The sequence below is a fragment of the Chromatiales bacterium 21-64-14 genome, from assembly GCA_002255365.1.
Lineage (GTDB): Bacteria > Pseudomonadota > Gammaproteobacteria > 21-64-14 > 21-64-14 > 21-64-14.
Window position 1 is genome coordinate 40658 of sequence record NCBI01000014.1, and the last position, 22756, is coordinate 63413.

A 22756-nucleotide genomic window follows, 5' to 3' on the forward strand; every position below is an offset into this window, starting at 1 on the left:
CAACCGGCCACTCCGAGGGCGAATACCCGTGGAATCAGACGCCCCATCAATCCCTCCTCTATAGCCGATGCGGCGCGGAACGGCGGCCGCGCCGGTGCCCCGGGGAGGCCTTCCAAAAGCCATACCCTTACCGCTGTGGCGCATCAATGACGGGATGCATGTGGGTGGCGATCGATGCGGCTCCGCCGGCCGCGTGGTTACTTCATGCGCGCCCGGTCTTGGGTGGCCAGTCCCCCCCTGGTGCAACGGGTCCCGAGTGGAGGTCCCAGGCCATCTGGCGTCGCGCTTTTCCCCCGGCCCCGGATCGATCGTGCCCGGGGCCGTTCCCAAACGATCACCGCGCCCGTTATTCTACTGCCCTGAGGCATGGCAGGTGTGCGGCGGCTGCGCCGCCGGTGCCGGCATGGGTGTGCGCACAATCTTGGACCTGAGCGACATGGATGCACTGCGGCTGATTTTGTTGGTGGTAGGGGTCGTGATTCTGGCCGGGATTTACGCATGGGACCGGTTCGGGCGGCGCAGTGCCGACACGTTCGGAGGGGAAGCGCCACGGCGCGGGCCGGGACCTTCGGATCCAGAGCCTGAACCTGAGCCCGCCACCGTAGCCCAGGAACTGGAACGGCTGGAACGGATCATTGTTGCAGATCAAAGCGACACCCGGACCACTCCGCCACCCGTGAAGATGATGCCGGAGCGGACCGCTCCAACCGCGTCGCCGCGGCCCGCAGCGACGCGGCCCAAACCTGTGCCGTCGGCTCCACCGCCCCCACCGCCCCCACCGCCCCCACCGCCAATACCCCCACTTCCTGAACAGAAGCTGGTGGTGCTGCATGTGGCGGCCCCCGCGGGGGCGCGTTTCGGCGGTGCGGAACTCGCCGCCGCGTTCGCGGCGGAAGGGCTCCAATATGGTGAGCTGCGCATCTACCACCTGCGCGCGCTGGGCGACACCGGTCCCGTCTTATTCAGCGTCGCGAACATGGTGGAGCCGGGCCATTTCGAACCGGAGACCATGGACGCTCTGAGTACCCCCGGGGTGGTGTTGTTGCAACAGTTGCCCGGGCCGCAGCCGGGACCGGAGGCGTTCCAGTCCATGCTCGAGGTTGCGCAACGCCTTGCCGACCGGCTCGACGGCGAGTTGTGGGACGAGCGGCGCAATCCGCTGACCGTCCAGCGCATGGAGTCCCTGCAGGCCGAACTCGTGGAATACGAGCGGCGTCGCCGCTTGCCCGGGGTACTCCGGTGAAGGCTCCGGTCAGCGCGGCGCGCCGTGCCCGGGAGCTGCGCGAGCAACTGGCGGAACATAACTACCGCTATTACGTGCTGGATCAGCCTGAGATCTCCGATGCGCAGTACGACCGCTTGTTGCGCGAACTGCAGGTCCTGGAGTGTGACCACCCGGAGTTGGTAACACCGGACTCCCCTACGCAGCGGGTCGGTGCGGAGCCGGTCAAGGGGTTTGGGGAGGTTCACCACCGCATCCCGATGTTGTCCCTGGATAACGCGTTCTCCGAGACGGAATTGGCGGAATTCGACCGGCGGGTACGCGACCGGCTGGACGCCGAGCGCATCAGCTACCACGCGGCGCCAAAATTCGATGGGCTTTCGGTGAGCCTGCGCTACGCAGACGGGCAGTTGTTGCACGGTGGAACCCGTGGTGACGGAAGTCACGGCGAGGACATCACCGCCAATGTGCGCACCATCCGCAATGTGCCCCTGAGACTGCGCGGGCGCGGTTGGCCGGACGCCTTTGATGTGCGCGGAGAGGTGGTCATTCCGAAACCAGCCTTCGAACGCCTCAACGTCGAACGCACACAACAGGGGGAGGCGGTATTCGCCAACCCGCGCAACGCCGCCGCCGGCAGCCTGCGTCAACTGGACTCCCGTGTCACCGCGCGCCGCCCGCTGGCATTTTTCCCATGGGGGCTGGGAGAGGTATCGGAGCCCTTCGCCGCGACGCACTCGGAGGTGATGACTCACCTCAAGGCCTGGGGTTTCGCGGTGGGGGAAGATTTTCACGCCGTCGAGGGGTTGGACGGTTGTTTGGCTTACTACCGGCAGATGTTGCAACGCCGGGAGCGGCTGGCCTTCGAAGTCGACGGCGTGGTGTACAAGGTGGATGCCTTTTCCGACTGCGAGCGGCTCGGGTTTACCTCGCGTGCCCCGCGCTGGGCGGTCGCCCATAAGTTCCCGGCCCAGGAGGAGACCACCGTGGTGCGGGAGATCCTGGCCTCGGTGGGTCGTACCGGAGTGCTGACGCCGGTGGCGATCCTGGAACCGGTCGCGGTGGGCGGTGTCATTGTGAGCCGCGCCACGCTCCACAATCAGGACGAGGTGGACCGCAAGGACGTGCGGGTCGGAGACACAGTGATCGTGCGCCGCGCCGGTGACGTGATCCCTGAGGTGGTCGGGGTGATCCCCGCCAAACGGCCGCCCCGGACCCGGCGCTGGCATTTGCCCAAGACCTGCCCGGTCTGCGGTTCGGAGGTGGTGCGGTTGGAGGGTGAGGTGGCGCACCGGTGCATGGGTGGCCTGTACTGTGCCGCGCAGCGTAAGCAGGCGATCCGGCACTTCGCCGCGCGCCGTGCGATGGACATCGACGGCTTGGGCGACAAACTGGTGGATCAGTTGGTGGACCAGGAGCTGGTCCGCGACCCCGCCGACCTGTATGCACTGACCCAGGACCAGCTTGCGGCGCTGGAGCGCATGGCGGCGAAATCGGCCGCGAATCTGCTGGGCGCGTTGGACAAGAGCAAGTCCACCACTCTGGAACGCTTCCTCTACGCGTTGGGGATCCGCGAGGTGGGGGAGGCCACCGCCCGGAATCTCGCGGGACACTTCGGTGGACTGGAGGACTTGATGGCGGCGGAGCCGGAGCACTTGCAGGAGGTTCCGGACGTCGGGCCGGTGGCCGCCCGCAGCGTGTGCGCCTTCTTTCAGGAACCTCACAACCGCACGGTGATTGAAAAGCTGCTCCAGGCCGGTGTCCACTGGGCGGCCCCGGACCGGACCGCCCGCAAGCCGCTTGCGGGCAAGACCTGCGTGCTTACCGGTGCGCTGGCGTCCATGAGCCGCGACGAGGCCAAGGCGCGCCTGCAGGCCCTGGGTGCCAAGGTGGCCGGCAGCGTATCCCGCAATACGGATTTTCTGGTGGCGGGCACCGACCCCGGCTCAAAGCTGGACAAGGCGCGCGGGCTTGGCGTCCAGATCCTCGACGAACGGGCACTCGAAAAACTCCTCTCCGGCTAACCCGCCTCTTGAGGCAAGAGACGGCTCCAATGGCGGGCTGGGGATCGCGCTGGAAAATCCGTCCAATCGGACTGGTGCACCTCATGCTGGCGGGCGCACGTTTGCGTACCGGGTTTCGCCCCGGGTCGGAGGGAACTCGGGGGCTGGGTATGGGTCGAATCTGTAACGGCGGCCCGTGCCCACCGGGGCACATCCATTGGGCCGGCCAGGAGGTATCCCATGAGCCGAACCCTGTTTCACACCGACCGTGTTTTCTTTCAGGAATTCGCCGAAGGGGGCGCCAGTGGATGGTACTTCCAGAGCCGGGGTTTCCAGGCCCACGGGCCGTTCCCCACCCGCACCGACCTGCTAACCGCCCTGCGGGTGTTTGTGAAGACCCGGGCCGTCGTGGGGGATGCCGGCCCTCGGGGCCGGGCCGGGTAATCTGCGCGTTGCGAGGCGCGTGGGAGATCGCACCGGTTTCGTGATCCTTATCCACTTGGCTGCGCCCGTGGGATCCGGCGGGAACGCCCGCCAAACGCTCCGATATTGTTCACCCACCCGCCATCCACGGATGGCGCGGATGGCCGCAACGGCAGCGGCACCGGCCGATTCCGGGGTTGCTGCGCCGATCCACCGCCTCGCGCCGCTGCGTTTCCTGGCGGGCGGGTTGCTGATGAAGTGCGCCGGCGGTATCGTGGTTGGCGTTTTCACGGTGGAATCGGGGAGCGGGCATGTCGGCACTGATTTGCGGGTCTTTTGCTTTTGATACCATCATGGTGTTTCACGACCGGTTCAAAAACCACATCCTTCCCGAACAGGTGCATATCCTGAATGTCTCGTTCCTGGTGCCGGAGTTGCGCCGTGAGTTCGGCGGGTGTGCGGGGAATATCGCCTACAACCTCCGTCTGCTCGGAGGATCGAGCCGTCCGATGGGCACAGTGGGCAACGATTTTGGCCCCTATGCGGCGTGGTTGGACGAGAACGATATCGATCGCCACTATGTCACGACGGTAGAAGGGGCCTATACCGCCCAGGCCTATATCACCACCGACCTGGACGATAACCAGATCACGGCCTTCCACCCCGGCGCCATGAACTCCGCGCACCAGAACCGGGTACCGAGCGGCGATGGAATAACGGTAGGGATCGTGTCGCCCGATGGACGCCAGGGCATGATCGAACACGCCGCGCAGTTCGCGCAGGCGGGGATTCCGTTCATCTTTGATCCCGGACAGGGCATGCCGATGTTCGACGGCCCGGCCCTGAGCGCGTTCGTGGACCAGGCGACCTGGGTGACCCTCAACGACTACGAGTTTCAACTAATGCAGGAGCGGACCGGGCTCGGCGCGCAGGAGCTGGCGGGACGCGTAACGGCACTGATCATCACCCGCGGTGGCGCGGGTTCCACCATCTACAGCGGCGGGCGCCAGATCGACATCCCGGCGGCGCCGGTGACCCGCGTGGCGGATCCCACCGGGTGCGGTGACGCCTATCGCGCGGGCCTGTTGTATGGTCTGATGAACGACCTGGACTGGGAGACCACCGGGCGGATCGCATCCCTGATGGGGGCCGTCAAGATCGAGCACCACGGTACCCAGAACCACCGGTTCGACCGGGCAGGTTTTGGAGACCGGTTCAAGGAGGCTTTCGGCTATGCCCTGTGAGCGGCGGGGCGGTATCGGGCGGGCGGAGGCGGGGCGATGAACGCGAGGAACGGATACGGGATACTGCGGCGCGCGCCGATAGCGTTTGCCGCCGGGTTGACGCTGCTGGGGGCCGTGGCCTGCGCTCCGGTGGCGGTACTGCATCCGGACGACGCGGAGCTCGGCCGCGCGCTGGCGACGCTAGCGCCGGTCACGCCGGTGTCGGCACGGGCGGATTTCCGTCTTGCGGAGGATTCCAAAACCGTGACACTGCCCAGTGAGGATGCGGCACGCCGCGCCTTGCAGACAGCGGACCGGATGCTCGCCCAAGCCGGACCGGCGGCGCTGGGGCGCTGGTTCACCCCGTTTGGCGCGGGCGCCCCGCAGGTGACCATAGTGGCGCAGGTGGTGGAATTCGACTACCGGACCCACAGCGCCGCGGGGGTCAGTCGGCCGACCTTCGCGGTCGCGGTGCAGATCCGGGCCCTGGCCGGGGATGGCCGCGTGCTCGTGAAGGGGGTGTACCGTTCCGGCCCGGTGCAAGGTAGCCGGTACGTGTCGGTACTCCGGGGTAAGGGCGCCTACGAGGATGAGTTCAACCGCACCGCTTACCGGGCGTTGCTGATCGCCTTGGACCGCGGCTTGGCGCAGGTCTCCAAGCACTTGGTTCCCGATGGTATTCCCCTGACGGATTAGATTTGGATACCGCACCGCCGTGCGTCGTGCAGGGGCGCAAAGCGTAGCTGACATGCCGCCGCGTCGGTGACAGGGGAGGCTGGTCGCTCCTGTTGAGTGCGCGGGATCCGGGTGGGCAATGCGGGTTGGTGCTCCGCTTGGCCCCGGAAGGTCTCCACCCCCCCCCCGTGGCTGGCGTACCCCAGCGTCCGCGAAGTAACAGTTCCTTCCAGGAAATCTGCATTCTCATTTTTGAACTACACTGTAGGGGCACGCATGGCGCGGGATCCCGGGCATGGCCCTGCCCATGGTGGTGGGAAGACTGGGAAGTCAGATTTCCCTTCCAACGCGACGTGCCCATAGTAATCAATTGTATTTTTTATAAAAATTTTGTTGGTATGGTTCCTGCTTTGGGTTGGGGATAGACGTGCCCCGGGGCCATCGTGGCGGGTCGGGAATCAGGAGGATGCGATGAGCGACTTCGAGCAGCGCAAGCTTACGCCGATCACGTTTCTGCAAACGTTCGTGACGCAGAGCGTGAAGATCGCCGCCCAACTCGGGAATAAGGGAACCGGGGACGCCAGCCACATCGAACATCTGGGAATCGCCGCCAGCAGTTGCCTGGAGGATACCTGCCGCCGGCAGATGGGTGTCCATGGGGACATCAGCCGTGATCAGTATGCCAATATGATCGTGCGGATCAAGAATCAGATCGGCGGGAACTTCTCGCGTGCATCCAGCGAGCCCGGCGTGGTCCGGGTAGTGAATACCCGTTGTCCGTTCGGCGATGCCGTGAAGGAGGCGCCGGAGCTGTGCCGTATGACGTCGAGTGTGTTCGGCGGCATTGCCGCGCGCAATTTCGGTTACGCGAAGGTGGAACTACGCAAGCGTATCGCGACCAACGACGGGTGCTGCGAGGTGTGCGTCTACACGGACCCGGAGCAGGCCGTGGACAAACCGGGTGACGAATACCGCAGCGAAGGCAATACCATCACGGCGAAGTCGACAACCGTAGACATCGTCGTGAGGGTAGAGGAGAAGATGCGCAAGGCGTGGTGCCACGCGGCCAGCAAGGAGCGCCCGCCGGAGAATGCCCGGCACCTGATTGTGGCCGCCTCCGAGGTCATGCGCGCCGCCCTGGAGCGGGTGGATATCGTTGCGCCGACGCCAGCCACGGTTCTGGTTACCGGCGAGACCGGCGTGGGTAAAGAAGTCATCGCGCGCGCGGTGCACGCGATGAGCGGGCGATGGAACCAGCCGTTCGTGGCGGTGAACTGTGGTGCGATACCGGAGAACCTCATCGAGAGCATGCTGTTCGGTCACGAGCGCGGAGCGTTCACCGGTGCCTACGAGGTTCATCACGGGTTCTTCGAGCGCGCGGAACGTGGAACGCTGTTTCTGGACGAAATCGACTCGCTTCCTTTGGCGGCCCAGCCGCGGCTGCTCCGGGTGCTGCAGGACAACGAGTTCGAACGGGTTGGCGGCAAGCAGACACTCAAGGCGGAAGTCCGCATCATTGCCGCTTCCAATCAGAACATCGAGGAATTGGTGGCGTCCGGAAAATTCCGCCGCGATCTTTACTATCGTCTGAACGTGGTGCCGATTCATATACCGCCTCTGCGCGAGCAGAAGGAGGCCCTGCCCGCCCTGGTGCGGCATTTTCTCGATCTACTGGCGGAGAAATACGACGGGCAGCGTAAGATGCTCGGGGAACTGGCCTGGGGCCACGTGATGGCCTACGACTGGCCCGGCAACGTGCGAGAGCTGGAGAACGCCATGGAGCGGGCGTTCCTGTTCGCCCCCGGTGATGTCATCGAGGATGTAGGGATAAAGGTCGCGCCTGCGCGTATCAGCGTAGACGGTATCCGCGACACCGACGCGAGCATCAAAGACCTGAAGCGCAACGCGGCGCGGCAGTTGGAATCCCGCCTCATCCGCGAGGCGCTGGAGCGTTGCGACGGAAATGTCACTGCCGTGGCCCGGATGATGGAGATCACGCCGCGAGCCGTGCATCAGAAGTTGGTTATTCATGGTATCAATCCCAACACCTACCGTGTGCGTATGCGGCCAGCGGGTACCGCGTCGGGCGCTTAACCGGCGGTAAAAAAGGCAGCCCGTCCAGCGGATCAGGGATGCGACGCAACGTCTTGCAAACGGGCAAGCGCCCGAGAAATGGAGCGAGGCGCGGGCCCGCGTCGTGGCGCAGCGCGTTGCAACCGGCCGGGATCTAACGGTTTCAACATCCGGTCAGGCACCTTGCCCATTCCGGCCCTATGCATCTATGCACCCACACTTCCCGGATTCCACAATCCCTGTGCTGCGCTGCACTTGGTGTGTCGCTGCTCCCGTGAGCAAAAGGGCGCTGTGATACTGCCTACCGGGAACCGTGGCTTCGATTCCGCTAAGACACTGATCCCGCTTCGCTGTATCGCCGGCACGTCACGCGTGATGCGAAACCCACGTTCCCCGCGCCTGCCGCGCTAAATCTACAAGCAACTGATACGGTGAGACTTCTCTCGCTGGCACGGATCTCGCAATGGTATTTCGTGCTATCCGCGGCGACCGGAACCATCCGGAAGGAGAGAGTGCCATGACACTAAAGCAACAGTTGGAGTCCGATTTTTCTGAACGTAAGGGTTGGGCGTTGCGTCGGCAACTGAAGATTCCCAACAACCGCCGGCTTTGGGTTTGCGCCTGCATGGACGAACGCCTGCCGGTGGACGAGGCCCTGGGAATCCGTGGTGATCGGGGCGACGCGCACGTGTTCCGCAATGCCGGCGGACTGATCACTGATGACGCTATTCGTTCGGCGATGCTGACCTGCAATTTCTTTGGCACTGAGGAGATCGTGATCATCAATCACACAGAGTGCGGGATGATGTCCGCGCGCACCGAGACCCTGGTTAAAGCACTAAAAGACAAAGGGATCGACGTCGATCGCCTGCAGCTCGACCCGGCCCTGCCGGAGTTGAAGCTGGAGAAGGGGGGGTTCGGGAAATGGATCAAGATGTTCGATGACGTGGATGAGATCTGCGCCAAGCAGATCGAATACGTACGCAGCCATCCGTTGATTCCCGACCATGTGACGGTGAGCGGCTGGATCTGGGAGGTGGAGACCGGCCATTTACGCCCGCCCCATGCCCGGGTCGGCGAGATGGTCAATACCAGCAAGGTGATGGGAGCCGCCTGACGGCTTCGGGGTACCAATCGACCGTGGTCGCCGTGGATAGCGATCCCACCGTCTATCAGATTCGGAGGGCGTCATGCCAATCTACGAATATGAGTGTCCGGGGTGCGGACACCGCTTTGAATCGCTGCAGGGTATGTCGGATCCCAATCCGGCGTGCCCCCATTGCCGGGTCGGGGCGCGCAGGCTGGTCAGTGCCCCGGCGGTGCAGGGGACAATGGCGCGCGGCCGGGAGCAGGCCATGCGTTCCCTGCGCACCGGGACTGCACCTGGTTGCGGTTGCCATGGGCCGGGACATCATCACCATCATTGAACATCGCGCGCGGGTCCATAGAGTCCCATCGGTCCACGCGGGCCCCGGCGGGAGCGCCCGCTGGGGGGTGCAGTGACGACCGGGCGCGGCATCGAAAACGGGGAGATGACCATGAGGAATACGAGACGACGGACCGGCATTGGTGCGCTGTGGATGTTGGCGGTGCTGTTGAGCGTGGCGGCGGGCATCGGACTGGCCCACGCGCAGGGCGAGCGGTGGATGGTACGGCTGCGGGGCGTGGTCCTGGTGCCCAACGATTCCAGCGGCGTGGTCTCCACCCTGCCGGGCTCTGGTGTGTCGGTGAGTACCGACGCCATTCCCGAATTGGATATCAGCTACTTCTTCCGGCCGCGTTGGTCGGCGGAACTGATCCTCGGCTCCAGCCAGCATGATATCAGCGGGCAGGGCAGTATCGCAGGTCTCGGCAAGATCGCCGACGCGCGAACCCTGCCGCCCACCCTGACCCTGCAATATCATTTCCTGCCGGGCGCCCGGGTGCAACCCTATCTCGGTCTTGGGGTCAACTATACTGACTTCTACGCCGAGCAGGCCAGCCCGAGTCTGAACGCGGCCCTGGGTACCACGAGTGTGCACCTGGACAGTTCCTTGGGCGTGGCGGCGCAGCTGGGGGCCGATTTCGCCCTGGGCGGCGGTTGGTTTGCGAACATGGATCTCAAGTACATAGACCTGGGAACCACCGCGATCCTCACGTCTCCCGGAGCGGTGCGTCGCGTGGATGTGCAGATCGACCCGTGGCTGGTAGGCTTCGGGATCGGACGGCGCTTCTGAGTAACTGGACGGGCTGCTGGAAACGGCCACGCGCGGTTCCCCCCGGCCCGCTGCGGAGCAGGCAGTTTTTCAGGAAGATCTTTGCCGACATAGCACGGGCAAGGGAGCCCGCGTCCGTGCGGTCGGACACGCGCCCGGGACCACCTGCGGCGGTGGTGTGCAGGGGAGCCTGGTTGGACGAGGAGTTAGGGAATGGCGGACAAACTCAGTATCCTGTGTGTATCCGGGGCCCACGAGCGGATCCAGATGGCGGCCATGGCGGCGGCGACCGCGGCCGCCGGCGGAACCGAGGTCACGGTGTTTTTTTCCATGAACGCATTGCCCTATTTCGTGCAGGGCACGGCGGCGCAGGCGCCCGCGGAGGGTGACTTCGGCCGGCGTATGGCAGGCAAGAACGTGCCGTCATTCAAGCGCCTGTTCGAGCAAGCCAAGGAGCTCGGCGGCGCGCGATTGTATGCGTGTTCCATGGCCCTGGACGTGCTGGGCGTTGAGGCGTCGGGTTTGGAGGAGTATCTGGATGGGCCGTTGGGACTGACGCGGTTCCTCAGTGATGGGGCCGAAGGCCAGATCGTGGTGTTCTGAGCGACCTTCCGCGCTGCGTCTCGCCGGAGCATGGAATGAATCAGATGGGTGGTGGACATGGGTGATGATAAGGTTAAGGTAGTCGATGCCACTGGAAGTTTCTGTCCGGGTCCCCTGATGGAGTTGATCGGACAGTTGAAGGAGATGGAGGTGGGTGATGTGCTGGAACTGCTGTCCTCGGACAAGGGTTCAGCGGCGGACGTACCGGAGTGGGTGAACAAAGTCGGCCATGAGATGGTCGGAACCGAGGAGAAGGATGGGGTGTGGCACATCCGGGTGCGCAAGCTGAAGTAGCCACACGCCAGGGCGCAGGCGGTGGTGGGCCGGGCGTGGAGCGCCCAGCGGCACCCCACCCGCCGTCATCCCAGTAGCACCGAACGATACGCGCGAGGAGGAGGCCATGAGGATTCTGATAGTTGGCGGCGGGATGGGCGGGACGATACTGGCGAACAATCTTGCGCGCCGGCTGCACCGTGAAATGCGCGACGGCAAGGTGGCGATTCAGATGTTGTCGGCGTCGGACCGGCACATGTACCAGCCCGGCCTGCTGTACGTCGCGGTCGGGCGCATGATGCCCCAGGACCTGTACCGGGACCAGGCGAGCCTGCTCGAACCGGGCATCGAGTTCCACGTAGATCCGGTGGAGGAATTCGAGCTGGATGCCAACCGCGTGAAGACCAAGAGCGGTAAGGCCTACGGTTACGATGTGCTGGTAATCGCTACCGGCTCGCGGATCTATCCCGAGGGGATACCTGGATTGGAGGAACACGGGGAGTTCTTTTACACCGAGGCCTCGGCGCTGAAGCTCTTCCGGCGCCTGCGTGAATTCGAGGGAGGCAAGGTGGTGATCGCGGTGGGCGTTCCGCATAAGTGTCCCATGGCGCCGCTGGAGATCACCTTCATGCTCCATGACTATTTCAAGGACCGGGGCCTGCTGGACAAGACGCAACTGCACTATACCTACCCGATTGGGCGTACCCATGGGCTCGAGAACGTGGCGAAGTGGGCAACGCCCGAGTTCGAACGCCTCGGGATCAGCTACGAGACGCTGTTCAACCTCAAAGAGGTGGACGGCAAGCGCAAAGTATTGCTCAGCGAGGAAGGGTCCGAGACGCCCTATGACCTGCTGATCAGCATACCGGCGCATCGTGGCATGGAGGTGATCGAGAAGAACGGGCTGGGCAAGAGCGGCTGGATTCCCACGGACCGTCACCGCCTGAACATGGAAGGGCGGGAGAACGTCTACGTGCTCGGGGACACCACCAACCTGCCGATCAGCAAGGCCGGTTCCACGGCGCACTTCGAAGCCGATACGCTGGGCGAAAATCTGGCGGCGATGATACGCGTCGGCGCGCCGGTGCGGGACTACGACGGAAAAGTGTTTTGCTTTATCGAGGCAGGCAAGGACCGGGCGACCTACGCGATGTTCAACTACCAGAACCCGCCGGATCCCAAGCCCCCGACCCAGGCGATGCACTGGTTTAAAATGGCCTACAACCAGCTCTACTGGGCCTCGGCCCGTGGGATCCTCTAGGCGCGCGGGGTGACAGCGATGAGCGAGGCAATCGGTGATGGGACGGCGCACCACGAAGCGCCCAGCGAGTGGCAGGGGCTGGTGCAGGGGGCACGGGATGCCCTGACCGACGAAATGGTGGGTCGCGTGTCCGCGACCCTGGCCGAATCCCTGGACCTGCTGGATCGGATCAACCGCAGCGGTATCGGTCAGGCGCTTCCGGCCCTGGGCGTGCTGGTAGCGAACGGCGATGTGGAGCGGCTCGTGCATCTGGCGCGGGTGGCGGGCGCGGTCCAGGACGCACTGAGCGAAGAGATGGTGGGGCGGCTCGCCGGGTTGTGGAGCGAGGCCCTGGTGCTGGTGGATCGGCTCACCCGCAGCGGCGCCCTGTTGCAGATCCTGGCGTTGCTGGAGCGGGAGGAAGTCCAGCAAAGCGTGGTCCGCTTGTTGGGGGCCCTTACTCACGCACTGGAAGAGCAGGACGGCAAGCCCGCGCCGCGCGGGGGCATTGGTGGGTTCCTCCAGGTGATGAAACGCCCCGAGACCCAGGCGGCCCTGCAACTCCTCGGCAGTGCCGCCCAACACCTGCGTGACGCACCGCGCTAGGCGTCCGTCCGGTCCGAACCCGTTTCCTCATGCACTGGTTACGACGGAGTCGTGCCTATTCCAGCGACGTCGCGCTTCAGCCGGCGGCGGCTTCTTCCGGGGTCTGGGCTTGGATGCTCAGCGCGTGGACCTCGCGGTTCATGGCGTCGCCCACGGCGGCATAGACGAGGCGGTGGCGCTCCAGCAGGGCCTTGCCGCGGAATGCCTCGGAGACGATCCGTACATTGTAGTGTCCACCGCCGGATTTGGCGCCCTCGTGTCCGGCGTGGCGGTGACTGTCATCCACGATTTCCAGCGCGGCGGGTGATAGGGCGGCGCGGATCCGCTCCTGTAGCAAGTTCACGCGATCCGATCCAGCCATCAGGGCAATACCTTTTTGAACGGTTTCACGGTTACCCGGGCATACACGCCGGCGGCTACGTAGGGATCCGCGTCGGCCCACGCGCGGCACGCCTCCATGGTTGGAAACTCCGCCACGATCAGGCTGCCGGAGTAGCCCGCCGGACCCGGGTCCTCGCTATCGATGGCGGGATGGGGTCCGGCCAAGACCAGGCGACCTGCGTCGCGCAGGGCCTGCAGGCGTGCCAAGTGCGCGGGGCGCGCGGGGCCGCGCCGTGCCAGGCTGTCTTCCGTGTCCTCGGACAGGATGGCGTAGAGCATCAGCCGCCTTCCTCCGGTTTCTGTTCGGGTTCCATATGGCGCCCCAGGTACAGTGCCTGCAGAAACACGAACACCAGGGTCAGGCCCAGGGTTCCGAACAGTTTGAAATCCACCCAGATGTCATCGGAGTAGTGATAGGCCACCACCAGATTTAGGATCCCCATCCCGATGAAGAACACCGACCAGGCCGCGTTCAATCGCCCCCAGATGGCGGAGGGGAGGCTGACCGCGTGTCCCATCATGTGTTCGGCCAGGGTCTTGCCGCTGACCATGCGGCTGCCGATGAACGCCACGGCGAAGGCCCAGTCCAGTACGGTGGGCTTCCACTTGATGAACATCGGATCGCGCAGCAGCAGGGTCGCGCCGCCGAAAACCACGATGATGGCCAGGGTCACGATGTGCATCTTTTCGACGCGATGGTGGCGCAGCCAGAAGAAGCCAACTTGACCGAAGGTCGCGGCGATCGCCACCGCCGTAGCGACGTACATGCCGCCCCATTTGTAGGCGACGAAGAACAGGATGATCGGAAACATGTCGAACAGCAGCTTCATGGTGGGAGCGGATCCTCTGTTGGGGTTTAGTGCAGGGTGTGTTGGAGGCACCAGCGTCGGTAGTAGCGTTCCATTACGGCCCGCACCGGGGCGGGGTAGTCGAGGGCATCCATTTGCCCCATGCCCTCGCGGAAGAATGCGGGGGCGTCTTCCGGCAGATTTTGGACCAGGGTCCCGAAGGCCTGTTCCATGATTCGTGGGTTGTGGGTCCGGGTGGCGATGATGGCGCGGTTCAGATTCAACACCCGCCAGGGCCTGCCGGGATTGCCTTTCTCCAGGTCCTGGCGGATGGTCAGTGCGGCGGCGTCGATCAACTCCCCGGTCGCGCCATACAATTCCTCCAGGGCGCGGTTGTCCTTGGACTGGTTCGCGAGGACCGCCACGGCGTTGACCACCGGTTCCATGGTGCGCAGTTCTCCGCCGTGGCGGGTCACCCACAGGGCCAGCGGAAACGCGAGCAGTTCCAGGTCGCGCTTGCGGTCTTGCACGCCGAGGCGTTCCGCCCATGCCGCCAGATCTCCGAGCAGACTGAGCCCGTAGTCGGCGAGTTGGCTGAGGTCCTCCTCGGAGGCCGGCCCCGGTGGGTGTGGGTCCGGATCCAGCGGGGGGGTGTCGGCGTTGTGGTCCGAGTCGATCCGCTTGAGGATCTCGATCAGTTGACCGGCGGCCTCCGCCAGCAGCTTCGGGGTCACCTGCCCGGTGGCAGGCGGCGCATCCTGTTCGTAGATTTCCACCACTTCATCGACGGCATCGCGCAGTGCGTCGGCGAGCAGGTGAATATCGGCCGGTGGCAGTCCCATGGTAGACTCGCTGGCATTTCCCGCAGCCGCCTATTCTACTGAAAGCGGCCGGCGGGCGGGAGTTAAAATATCCCCGCCACCCCGCCGATTCGGGGTCTGGGGCGAGCCGCCTCTGTATATGAGCCAGTTTTTCCATATTCACCCACAGAACCCGCAGTTGCGACTGATCCACCGGACGGCGGACATCGTGGCAAACGGTGGAATCGTGGCCTACCCCACGGATTCCTGCTATGCGCTGGGCTGTCATATCGGGGACAAGGACGCCCTACAGCGTATCATCCGGATCCGCCGCCTGGACGCACGCCACGATTTCACGCTGGTGTGCCGGGACCTCTCGGAGATCGCCACCTACGCGCGCGTGGAGGACACCGCCTATCGGTTGATCCGGAGCCTGACGCCGGGTCCCTATACCTTCCTCCTGCGCGCAACCCGGGAGGTACCGCGGCGGCTCCAGAATCCACGCCGCAAGACCATTGGGATACGCGTCCCCGCGTCCACGATCGCCCAGGCGTTGCTGGCGGCACTGGGCGAACCCATGATGAGCACATCCCTGATCCTGCCGGGGGAAACGTTTCCCCTCACCGATCCCGAGGAGATCCGTACCCGCTTGGAGCATGAGGTGGACGCGGTCATCGACGGTGGACCCGGGGGCATGGAGTCGACCACCGTGCTGCATTGGGAACAGGGTGTACCGGTAGTGCTGCGCCAGGGCAAGGGCGATACCGAGTGCCTGTCCGAGAGCGCCGTGTAGTCGTGACGGTGTGACTGTTGGGCCTGGGAAGGCCCCGGGAGTAGCGGTCCGGGCGGTGGGCGCGGGGTTGGAGTCCCGGTCGCCGGACGCTGGATCAGGCCCCCGGTCGGGCCTGATCCGAATGGCGCTTATTGAAGCCCGTATCGAAAAAAGCTGGCCACGGAACCCACGAACGAAGGCACGCCCGTTCTGTTCCGTACGTTCCGTAGCGCGGGTGAGAAAACCCGACTAGCCCAGCGGCAGGGTGGCGTCAAGGCTTATGCCGACGGCGATTGCCGGATATAATCCCGCGGATGCCGGGCTTCACCCTTGTTCAGACCATCGCGGTGTTGGCGCTTCCGCTCCTGTTCGCCATCACGGTGCACGAGGCGGCCCACGGTTGGGTGGCCCGCCGCCTCGGTGATCCCACCGCCATGATGCTCGGGCGCCTTACGCTCAACCCCATCAAGCATATCGACCCGCTGGGCACCGTGGTGATCCCGGTCCTGCTGCTGGTGTTGCACGCGCCGTTCCTGTTCGGGTGGGCCAAGCCGGTGCCGATCACCTGGCAGAATCTCCGCAACCCCAAGCGCGATATGGCCCTGGTCGCCGCCGCCGGCCCCGCCTCCAATCTGGTCATGGCCCTGTTCTGGGCCCTGATCGCCAAGATCGGCCTGGTGCTGGCACCGATGCTGGGCAGCTTTACCGCGCCGATGGTTTATATGGGCGAGATCGGGATCACCATCAACCTGGTGCTGATGGTCCTGAATCTGCTGCCGCTGCCACCCCTGGATGGGGGTCGGGTGCTGGTGGGCTTGCTGCCGGGGCCGTGGGCCTGGAAGGTGAGCCGCATCGAACCCTATGGATTTCCGATCCTGCTGGTACTGCTGATCACTGGCGGTCTGGCTTACCTGATCGTACCGCCGATCAATTGGATCGAGCACGCGATCTACTTCGTGACTGGCTTGTAGGCGGGGGGCCTGTGAGCTCCGTTCCGGTACCCAATCAACGCGTCCTGTCCGGCATGCGGCCCACGGGTCGTCTGCACTTGGGCCATTATCACGGGGTGCTCAAGAACTGGGTGCGGCTCCAGCACGAATACGAGTGTTTCTTCTTCGTCGCCGATCTGCACGCGTTGACTACCCAGTACGACGCACCCCAGACCATCCGGGACAGCGTCTGGGATATGGTGATCGACTGGCTGGCGGCGGGTGTGGATCCGAGTGCCACGCGCTTGTTTATCCAGTCGCGGATCCCGGAGCACGCAGAACTCCATTTGTTGCTGTCCATGATCACCCCGTTAGGCTGGCTGGAACGTATACCGACCTATAAGGACCAGCAGGAAAAGCTGAAGGAGAAAGACCTCGCCACCTACGGTTTCCTCGGCTATCCGGTGCTGCAGACTGCCGACATCCTGATCTACAAGGCGAGCTTCGTGCCGGTGGGGGAGGACCAGGTGCCTCATGTGGAGATGTCCCGGGAGCTGGCGCGGCGCTTCAATCACCTCTACGGGCGCGAGCCGGATTTCGAGGAGAAATCGGAGGCCGCGATTCGCACGGCGGGGAAGAAGAACGCGCGGCTCTACCGGGACCTGCGCCGGCGTTATCAGGAACAGGGCGATCAGCAGGCCTTGGAAGAGGCGCGGGCCTTGCTGGAGACCCAGCAGAACCTGACCCTGGGGGATCGGGAGCGGCTGTTCGGTTATCTGGAGGGCCGCGCGCGGATCCTGTTGCCCGAGCCCCAGGCGCTGCTCACGCCGGCGTCGCGGATGCCGGGGCTGGACGGTCAGAAGATGTCCAAGTCCTATCACAACACCATTGCCCTGCGCGACGATCCGGATGAGGTGGCCAAAAAGCTGCGCACCATGCCCACCGACCCGGCCCGGGTGCGCCGGAATGACCCCGGCGACCCGGACAAATGCCCGGTCTGGCGTTTCCATCAGGTCTATTCCGGGGAGGAGACCCAACGCTGGGTGCAGGACGGCTGCCGCTCGGCGGGGATCGGCTGCCTGGAATGCAAACAGCCGGTGGTAGATGCGGTAGTGGCGGAAATCCACGGTTTCCACCAGCGGGCGCAGCCGTTTCTCGATGACCCCAGCCGGGTCCGTGGTATCATCGCCGAGGGGACCGAGTCGGCCCGGGACGTGGCGCGGCAGACCTTGGACGAGGTGCGCGAGGTGATGGGTCTGGTGTACCGATGAACGAAGCCACTTCGGTCCGGGAGCCGCACGGCCCCCCGGGGACCCAGGGCGCCGCCCCGGTCCAAGGGGAACTGGCGCTGGCCATGGTCCGGGGTGAGCCGGTGACCTCGCTTCCCCTGGATCTCTATATCCCCCCCTACGCCCTGGAGGTGTTCCTGGAGGCCTTCGAAGGCCCCCTGGACCTGCTGCTGTATCTGATCCGGCGCCAGAACGTGGATATCCTGGATATCCCCATCGCCGAGATCACCCACCAGTACGTGCACTATGTGGAACTGATGAAGGAACTGCGCCTGGAGTTGGCGGCGGAGTACTTGGTGATGGCGGCGATCCTGGCGGAGATCAAATCCCGCCTGCTGTTGCCGCGGCCCGTGGAGACGGACGACGAGGATGACCCGCGCGCCGAATTGGTGCGCCGACTCCAGGAGTATGAGCGATTCAAGCAGGCAGCGGCGGATTTGGAGATCCTGCCGCGCGTAGGCCGCGAGATCCACCCGGTCCGGGCCGAAATGCCGCCGGTGGCGGTGGCGCGGCCGGTGCCCAAGGTGACCCTCCAGGAACTTCTGTTAGCGTTTCGGGAGGTACTCTCGCGGGCCGAGATGTTCACCCATCATCACGTGCAGCGCGAGCCCTTGTCAGTGCGCGAGCGCATGTCCCAGGTGCTGGCGAGCCTCCAGAACCGCGAGTTCGTGGAGTTCACTCGCCTGTTCCAGGCCGAGGAAGGCCGCATGGGCGTGGTGGTGACCCTGCTGGCGGTGCTGGAACTGATCCGCGAATCCCTGCTGGAATTGGTGCAAGCGGAACCGTTCAGCCCGATCCATGTGAAGGCGGTGGGCGGCAAACTCAACGACATCGATAATGAGACCGTGGTCAGTGGAAGCTCAGTCGCTTAAGGGGATCGTGGAGGCCGTGGTCTTGGCGGCCGAAGAGCCGGTCAGCGTAGACCGGCTGCTCAAGCTGTTCGCCGAGCACGAGCGTCCGGGACGGGACGAGGTGTGCGCGGCGCTTGAGGCGCTGGGCGCGGAATGCGCCGGGCGCGGCGTGGAGCTGGTGGAGGTGGCCAGCGGATTCCGCTACCAGGTCCGACGCGAACTCGCGGAATGGGCGTCGCGGCTGCGCGAGGAGCGCCCGCCACGTTATTCCCGCGCGTTCCTGGAGACCCTGGCGCTGATCGCCTACCGTCAGCCCGTTACTCGGGGTGAGATCGAGGACATCCGCGGCGTAAGCGTGAGCTCGTCCATCATCAAGACCTTCGAAGAGCGGGAATGGGTTCGGATCGTGGGCCATCGGGAAGTCCCCGGCCGGCCCGCCATGTACGGTACTACGCGGCGCTTTCTGGATGATTTCAACCTCAAAAGTCTGGATGAGTTGCCCACCCTGGCTGAGTTGCGCGACCTGTCCCAGTTGAACGTCGCGTTTCCCCTGGATGAGGGCGAGGACGCGGCGGCGCAGGCGGGTGAGGGCGGCGACGTTGCGGACGCGGAGGCGGGCGACGGGGAAGCTAGCGGCGACGCCGCTGCGGAGGGTCTTTCCAGCGACGTTACGGAGGACTCCGTCGCCGCGTCGGATCCCGCGTTCGCCGACGAACGGGACTGATGGGCGCCGGGCCGGGAGGCCGCCGTGGGCCAGCGCGGCGTCGCGCGGGCGCGGAACCTGCCGCACCCACCGCTACCGTTACCGCTACCGCTACCGCTACCGAGAAGCTCCAGAAGATCCTCGCCCGCGCCGGCCTCGGATCGCGCCGCGTCGTAGAGCAGTGGATCCAGGATGGGCGCGTCACAGTGAATGGGCGCCGCGCCGCCCTCGGCGATCGGGCGGGCGCTGCCGACACTATCGCCGTGGACGGCCGGCCGGTGGAGACGACCGATCCGCAGGTGTCCCGGACCCGGGTGATCCTGTACCACAAGCCCGAGGGGGAAGTGACCACACGCCACGACCCTGGCGGGCGGCCCACGGTGTTCCGGTCCTTGCCTCCCCTCACTGCGGCACGCTGGATCGCCGTCGGGCGGCTTGATATGAATACCCTCGGCCTGCTGTTGTTTACTACGGACGGTGGATTGGCCCACCGGCTGATGCACCCCTCGGCCGAATTGGAGCGGGAGTACGCGGTGCGCGTGCTCGGCGAGGCCGATGGACTGGTACGGGAACGCCTGACTCAGGGCGTCGAGCTGGAAGACGGTCTGGCGCGTTTCGAGCGCATCACCGCAGGGGAAGGGGGCGGTCGTGGTGCCAATCATTGGTACTACGTAGTGTTGCGGGAGGGCCGCAACCGCCTGGTGCGCCGGCTGTGGGAATCTCAGGGATTCGCGGTCAGCCGTCTGATCCGTGTGCGTTTCGGGCCGCTGGAGTTGACCCGCGGACTGCCACCGGGGCAGTGGCGGGAGTGTACACCGCAGGAGGTGCGCGCCCTGCAGCAGGCGGCGGGGATGGAAGGGGGCGGCGGCCGGCAGCACACGGGCCGGCGTCGCAACCCAGGCGCGGCGCCCGGTGGCGGCGGGAAATAGACCCGGCGTCCGTGCCGTGACACCGGCGTGCCGGCCGGGATCATTGCCGGTGAATGCGGTAGCGCACGCGGCCATCAAATTGCCGGGCGCGCGCCTGCGTTCGATCTACCGGATACTGCAGCGTGCCTACGGGCCCCAACACTGGTGGCCCGGTGATACACCCTTTGAGGTCATGGTGGGGGCGGTGCTCACCCAGAACACCGCATGGCGCAACGTGGAGCGCGCAATCGCTGCCCTCAAGGCCCACAACGCCCTCGACCCACGCGTGATCACCACGGTGCCGTCGACGCAACTCGCCGATTGGATCCGCCCTTCGGGCTATTTCAACGTCAAGGCCCGGCGCCTGCGCAGTTTCTGCGCCTGGTACCGGGACGCCGGGGGTTTGCGCAGGCTGTCCCGGTGGAGTACCGGCCGGTTGCGCCTAGCGCTACTTGCCATCCATGGGATCGGCCCGGAGACCGCCGACGACATCCTGCTGTACGCCTTCGATCGTCCGGTGTTCGTGATCGATGCCTATACGCGGCGCATCTTCGGGCGTCTCGGGGTGGTCCAGGGTGCGGAACCCTATGAGGTTCTGCGCGGCGGGATGGAGCGCGTATTGGGACCGGAGACCGGGTTGTTCAACGAGTACCACGCCCTGCTGGTCCGCCACGGCAAGGACGTCTGCCGTCCCCGGCCCCGCTGTGGCGAGTGTGTGCTGGCGCGCCACTGCGCGGCTGCGGAGACCGTGGCCCGCGGAATCGCGGCGCGGCGCGGTTAGCGCGGACTCCGCGCGCTGGTGTTCGTCGCGCGTGGACACAAAGCGCCAATGGCGTTGCCGCGGCTACGCCGGGACCGGCAGACGGGGTACGCCCAGACCCGGCGCGTGCATTGGGGCTGCGGCCGGCGACCGGGGAAAAATCCGGGCTGGGTCCGTGCGCTTACCGCCAGCCATTGCGGGTGCAGCGGGTCAAGCGCGGTTTGGTCGATGGGTGCGTGTGCGGCGATTTCTACTGCCACAACACGTAAAAGAGCCTTCCCCTAAAGTGACTGGGGAAGGCCGTTACGGAGAGTACCACTGGTATTGAGTGCCGGAGGCGGATTCCCGCCGGGTTGCGGCTCAGGAGACCTTGCGCAGTCCGTGTTTGACACGGGCGCTGAGATCCCGGAGTTCCGCCGGCAGGCTGACCTTTTCATCCAGCAGGACGATCAATCTCGGGGTGCCGTCCTGGGCTTCCGCGATCCGTCGCAGGGCCGCGATGCAGCGTTTGTCTTGCAGCGGCGCCATAATGCCCCGCAGCAGGTAGACGCCGTACAGACTGTTGGAGGCGATGTAATCCAGCACGTCCAGCGCGCGTTGGGTGTGGGGGATTATGATGTGTTCAAAGCCGCCGAGGCGGAACATTCCATCCTCCGCGGTCCAATGGTACACGGCCTTGCCGGTGCGTTGACTGAAGCTGCGAAACATTTCCATCACCCGGTCCGGGGTGGTGGTCTCGATCGCGATCAGCCGGAAATCGGCTTGTACCAGCTGTTCGATAGGCTGCCGCTGTATCATCGGCGTATCTCCCACTGTGATCCTTCCGTATTCCCGTAACCAGCTCTGCTGGTTTCCGACCTTCTTCGGCTGCCGTGGTTCCGGACCGTCGCTCCAGACCATCGCCCCGAACCATCGCCCCGATTCCTTGCTCCAGAGCGGCCCCGTCGGCCGCCTCGATGATGTGCCCCCGGACCAGAGAGGCCGTAACCGGGATTCGTCGGATTACAGCCTATAGGTGCGTCCCCGGGAAAGCTGTGAAGCGGGTCACTGTATGCCGCTCAACGGGCCGCCCGGTCTGTGAACTGCACCCGATTTCGGCCTTCCACCTTGGCATCGTAGAGGGCCTCGTCGGCGCGCCCGAACAGGGTGGTGGGCTCGTCCCCTGGCTCCAGGGTGCTGACTCCCAGGCTCACGGTCATATTCAGGCGCACGTCGTTGCAGGTGCACTCCATGGCCTCTACTGCCGTGCGGATCCGTTCCGCCAGCATCAGGGCGCCGAACCACTCGGTGTTGCTGACCAGTATCACGAATTCTTCGCCGCCGTAACGGAACAGCATGTCGCTGCCCCGGATGCAGCTGGCCGCGCATTCCGCGATGTGGCGCAGGGCACAGTCGCCCAGGGTATGTCCATACCGGTCGTTGACGGACTTGAAGTGATCTATGTCCATCAACAGCAGGGAAAGAGGCGTTCCATGCCGGTGCGCGAGACCGATCTCGCGCTTCAGGGCGGCGTCCAGCGCGCCCCGGTTGTTGACGCCGGTAAGTGGGTCCTTGGAGGCGGACCACAGTGCGTAGCGGTACGAAAGCGCGTTGCGCAGCGGATGGAGCAGGAGGGCCAGCAACTCCTCCAGCCGTGCCGTCTCCGCGGCGGAGAAGCGGGTGCTGCGCATAAAACCCAACTCCCCCAGGGAATGTGCCCCCATGGCCAATCGGTAGGTACAGCTGTGGCGGGCTTCCTCGCCCAACTTGAACAGGACGTTCTGGGTCGCATTGCGGTAGATCGCGGCGTCGTGGGGCACCCGCTCGCGGATCTCCTCACAGAAGATCTCCACCAGCTTTTCCACCTCCAGTGTGGTCTGCAAGGCACGGGTCGTACGCAGCGTCTCGACCAGACGCTGCTGGGTGTCCCTTGGGCCCCGGTGGTGACGGGCGGTCTTGGAAGTTTCTGGCGCTTCCATCACGGACGGTGCTTGGTCCGACACGGTTTGTAAGCGGGCAGCCATGGCTGAAAACTCCTTTTCACGGTCTGGCGGAAAGGA

At 65.0% G+C, this 22756-nt stretch carries 27 protein-coding genes; 20 read left to right on the forward strand and 7 right to left on the reverse strand.

Features of this window, described 5'->3' with window-relative positions:
* The first annotated feature begins 403 nt into the window (after positions 1–403).
* The 3 genes from B7Z66_08315 (at position 404) to B7Z66_08325 (ending at position 3669) form a co-directional block, all read left to right on the forward strand.
* Positions 404–1243 (forward strand): hypothetical protein, encoded by an 840-nt coding sequence (locus tag B7Z66_08315; GenBank protein ID OYV76507.1) that lies wholly within the window; start codon positions 404–406, stop codon positions 1241–1243.
* The gene (ligA, locus tag B7Z66_08320) at positions 1240–3246 is read left to right on the forward strand and encodes a DNA ligase (NAD(+)) LigA (protein OYV76508.1); all 2007 of its coding nucleotides are present in this window, start codon (positions 1240–1242) and stop codon (positions 3244–3246) included. The genes B7Z66_08315 and ligA overlap by 4 nt, the downstream gene beginning before the upstream one ends.
* A gap of 219 nt (positions 3247–3465) precedes the next feature.
* Positions 3466–3669 (forward strand): hypothetical protein, encoded by a 204-nt coding sequence (locus B7Z66_08325; GenBank protein OYV76509.1) that lies wholly within the window; start codon positions 3466–3468, stop codon positions 3667–3669.
* Between the two features lie 109 nt (positions 3670–3778).
* Here the strand turns inward: B7Z66_08325 and B7Z66_08330 are convergent, their stop codons facing one another.
* A complete protein-coding gene (locus tag B7Z66_08330) occupies positions 3779–3961 on the reverse strand; it encodes a hypothetical protein (protein ID OYV76510.1) in 183 nt (60 codons plus the stop codon).
* Between B7Z66_08330 and B7Z66_08335 the strand changes: the two genes are divergently transcribed.
* The 10 genes from B7Z66_08335 (at position 3960) to B7Z66_08380 (ending at position 12536) form a co-directional block, all read left to right on the forward strand.
* Positions 3960–4892 (forward strand): carbohydrate kinase family protein, encoded by a 933-nt coding sequence (locus B7Z66_08335; GenBank protein ID OYV76511.1) that lies wholly within the window; start codon positions 3960–3962, stop codon positions 4890–4892. The two genes, B7Z66_08330 and B7Z66_08335, sit on opposite strands and share 2 nt — an antisense overlap.
* A 36-nt stretch (positions 4893–4928) precedes the next feature.
* Positions 4929–5567, forward strand: coding sequence for a hypothetical protein (locus tag B7Z66_08340; GenBank protein ID OYV76512.1), 639 nt, complete (start codon positions 4929–4931; stop codon positions 5565–5567).
* A gap of 450 nt (positions 5568–6017) precedes the next feature.
* Positions 6018–7640, forward strand: a complete 1623-nt coding sequence (locus B7Z66_08345; GenBank protein OYV76513.1) for a Fis family transcriptional regulator — start codon at positions 6018–6020, stop codon at positions 7638–7640.
* Positions 7641–8136: 496 nt separating this feature from the next.
* Positions 8137–8736 carry a carbonic anhydrase gene (locus B7Z66_08350; protein ID OYV76566.1) on the forward strand — a complete coding sequence of 200 codons (600 nt, stop codon included), beginning with the start codon at positions 8137–8139 and terminating at the stop codon, positions 8734–8736.
* Between the two features lie 73 nt (positions 8737–8809).
* Positions 8810–9046, forward strand: coding sequence for a hypothetical protein (locus B7Z66_08355; GenBank protein OYV76514.1), 237 nt, complete (start codon positions 8810–8812; stop codon positions 9044–9046).
* 72 nt (positions 9047–9118) lie between these two features.
* On the forward strand, positions 9119–9835 hold the full coding sequence (locus B7Z66_08360) for a hypothetical protein (protein OYV76515.1): 717 nt from the start codon (positions 9119–9121) through the stop codon (positions 9833–9835).
* 192 nt (positions 9836–10027) lie between these two features.
* Positions 10028–10417 (forward strand): hypothetical protein, encoded by a 390-nt coding sequence (locus B7Z66_08365; GenBank protein OYV76516.1) that lies wholly within the window; start codon positions 10028–10030, stop codon positions 10415–10417.
* A gap of 57 nt (positions 10418–10474) precedes the next feature.
* Positions 10475–10711, forward strand: a complete 237-nt coding sequence (locus tag B7Z66_08370) for a hypothetical protein (protein OYV76517.1) — start codon at positions 10475–10477, stop codon at positions 10709–10711.
* Between the two features lie 106 nt (positions 10712–10817).
* Positions 10818–11951, forward strand: a complete 1134-nt coding sequence (locus tag B7Z66_08375) for a pyridine nucleotide-disulfide oxidoreductase (GenBank protein OYV76518.1) — start codon at positions 10818–10820, stop codon at positions 11949–11951.
* Between the two features lie 18 nt (positions 11952–11969).
* Positions 11970–12536 (forward strand): hypothetical protein, encoded by a 567-nt coding sequence (locus tag B7Z66_08380; GenBank protein OYV76519.1) that lies wholly within the window; start codon positions 11970–11972, stop codon positions 12534–12536.
* A 76-nt stretch (positions 12537–12612) separates the two neighbouring features.
* Here B7Z66_08380 and B7Z66_08385 read toward each other — a convergent pair whose 3' ends face one another.
* The 4 genes from B7Z66_08385 to B7Z66_08400 are packed head-to-tail and all read right to left on the reverse strand — an operon-like array spanning position 12613 to position 14547.
* The gene (locus B7Z66_08385) at positions 12613–12897 is read right to left on the reverse strand and encodes a BolA family transcriptional regulator (protein ID OYV76520.1); all 285 of its coding nucleotides are present in this window, start codon (positions 12895–12897) and stop codon (positions 12613–12615) included.
* Positions 12897–13196, reverse strand: a complete 300-nt coding sequence (locus B7Z66_08390) for a hypothetical protein (protein ID OYV76521.1) — start codon at positions 13194–13196, stop codon at positions 12897–12899. The genes B7Z66_08385 and B7Z66_08390 overlap by 1 nt, the downstream gene beginning before the upstream one ends.
* A complete protein-coding gene (locus B7Z66_08395) occupies positions 13196–13747 on the reverse strand; it encodes a septation protein A (GenBank protein OYV76522.1) in 552 nt (183 codons plus the stop codon). Before B7Z66_08395 ends, B7Z66_08390 begins: the two co-directional genes overlap by 1 nt.
* 26 nt (positions 13748–13773) lie before the next feature.
* Positions 13774–14547 (reverse strand): hypothetical protein, encoded by a 774-nt coding sequence (locus B7Z66_08400; GenBank protein OYV76523.1) that lies wholly within the window; start codon positions 14545–14547, stop codon positions 13774–13776.
* 118 nt (positions 14548–14665) lie between these two features.
* Between B7Z66_08400 and B7Z66_08405 the strand changes: the two genes are divergently transcribed.
* From B7Z66_08405 to B7Z66_08435, 7 genes are all read left to right on the forward strand, one after another.
* The gene (locus tag B7Z66_08405) at positions 14666–15298 is read left to right on the forward strand and encodes a threonylcarbamoyl-AMP synthase (GenBank protein ID OYV76524.1); all 633 of its coding nucleotides are present in this window, start codon (positions 14666–14668) and stop codon (positions 15296–15298) included.
* A gap of 293 nt (positions 15299–15591) precedes the next feature.
* Positions 15592–16248 (forward strand): site-2 protease family protein, encoded by a 657-nt coding sequence (locus tag B7Z66_08410; protein OYV76525.1) that lies wholly within the window; start codon positions 15592–15594, stop codon positions 16246–16248.
* 11 nt (positions 16249–16259) lie between these two features.
* On the forward strand, positions 16260–17477 hold the full coding sequence (locus B7Z66_08415) for a tryptophan--tRNA ligase (protein OYV76526.1): 1218 nt from the start codon (positions 16260–16262) through the stop codon (positions 17475–17477).
* Complete coding sequence (locus B7Z66_08420) at positions 17474–18367, forward strand: segregation/condensation protein A (protein ID OYV76527.1); 894 nt, start codon at positions 17474–17476, stop codon at positions 18365–18367. Before B7Z66_08415 ends, B7Z66_08420 begins: the two co-directional genes overlap by 4 nt.
* Positions 18348–19070: an SMC-Scp complex subunit ScpB gene (locus B7Z66_08425; GenBank protein OYV76528.1), complete on the forward strand. Its 723-nt coding sequence runs from the start codon at positions 18348–18350 to the stop codon at positions 19068–19070. The genes B7Z66_08420 and B7Z66_08425 overlap by 20 nt, the downstream gene beginning before the upstream one ends.
* Entirely contained in the window at positions 19070–19978 is a 909-nt protein-coding gene (locus B7Z66_08430; GenBank protein OYV76529.1) for a 23S rRNA pseudouridylate synthase B, read from the forward strand. The genes B7Z66_08425 and B7Z66_08430 overlap by 1 nt, the downstream gene beginning before the upstream one ends.
* Positions 19979–20072: 94 nt before the next feature.
* On the forward strand, positions 20073–20738 hold the full coding sequence (locus B7Z66_08435; protein OYV76567.1) for an endonuclease: 666 nt from the start codon (positions 20073–20075) through the stop codon (positions 20736–20738).
* A 339-nt stretch (positions 20739–21077) separates the two neighbouring features.
* Here the strand turns inward: B7Z66_08435 and B7Z66_08440 are convergent, their stop codons facing one another.
* Positions 21078–21617, reverse strand: a complete 540-nt coding sequence (locus B7Z66_08440) for a hypothetical protein (protein OYV76530.1) — start codon at positions 21615–21617, stop codon at positions 21078–21080.
* Positions 21618–21775: 158 nt separating this feature from the next.
* Positions 21776–22720, reverse strand: coding sequence for a hypothetical protein (locus B7Z66_08445; protein ID OYV76531.1), 945 nt, complete (start codon positions 22718–22720; stop codon positions 21776–21778).
* Positions 22721–22756: the final 36 nt, after the last annotated feature.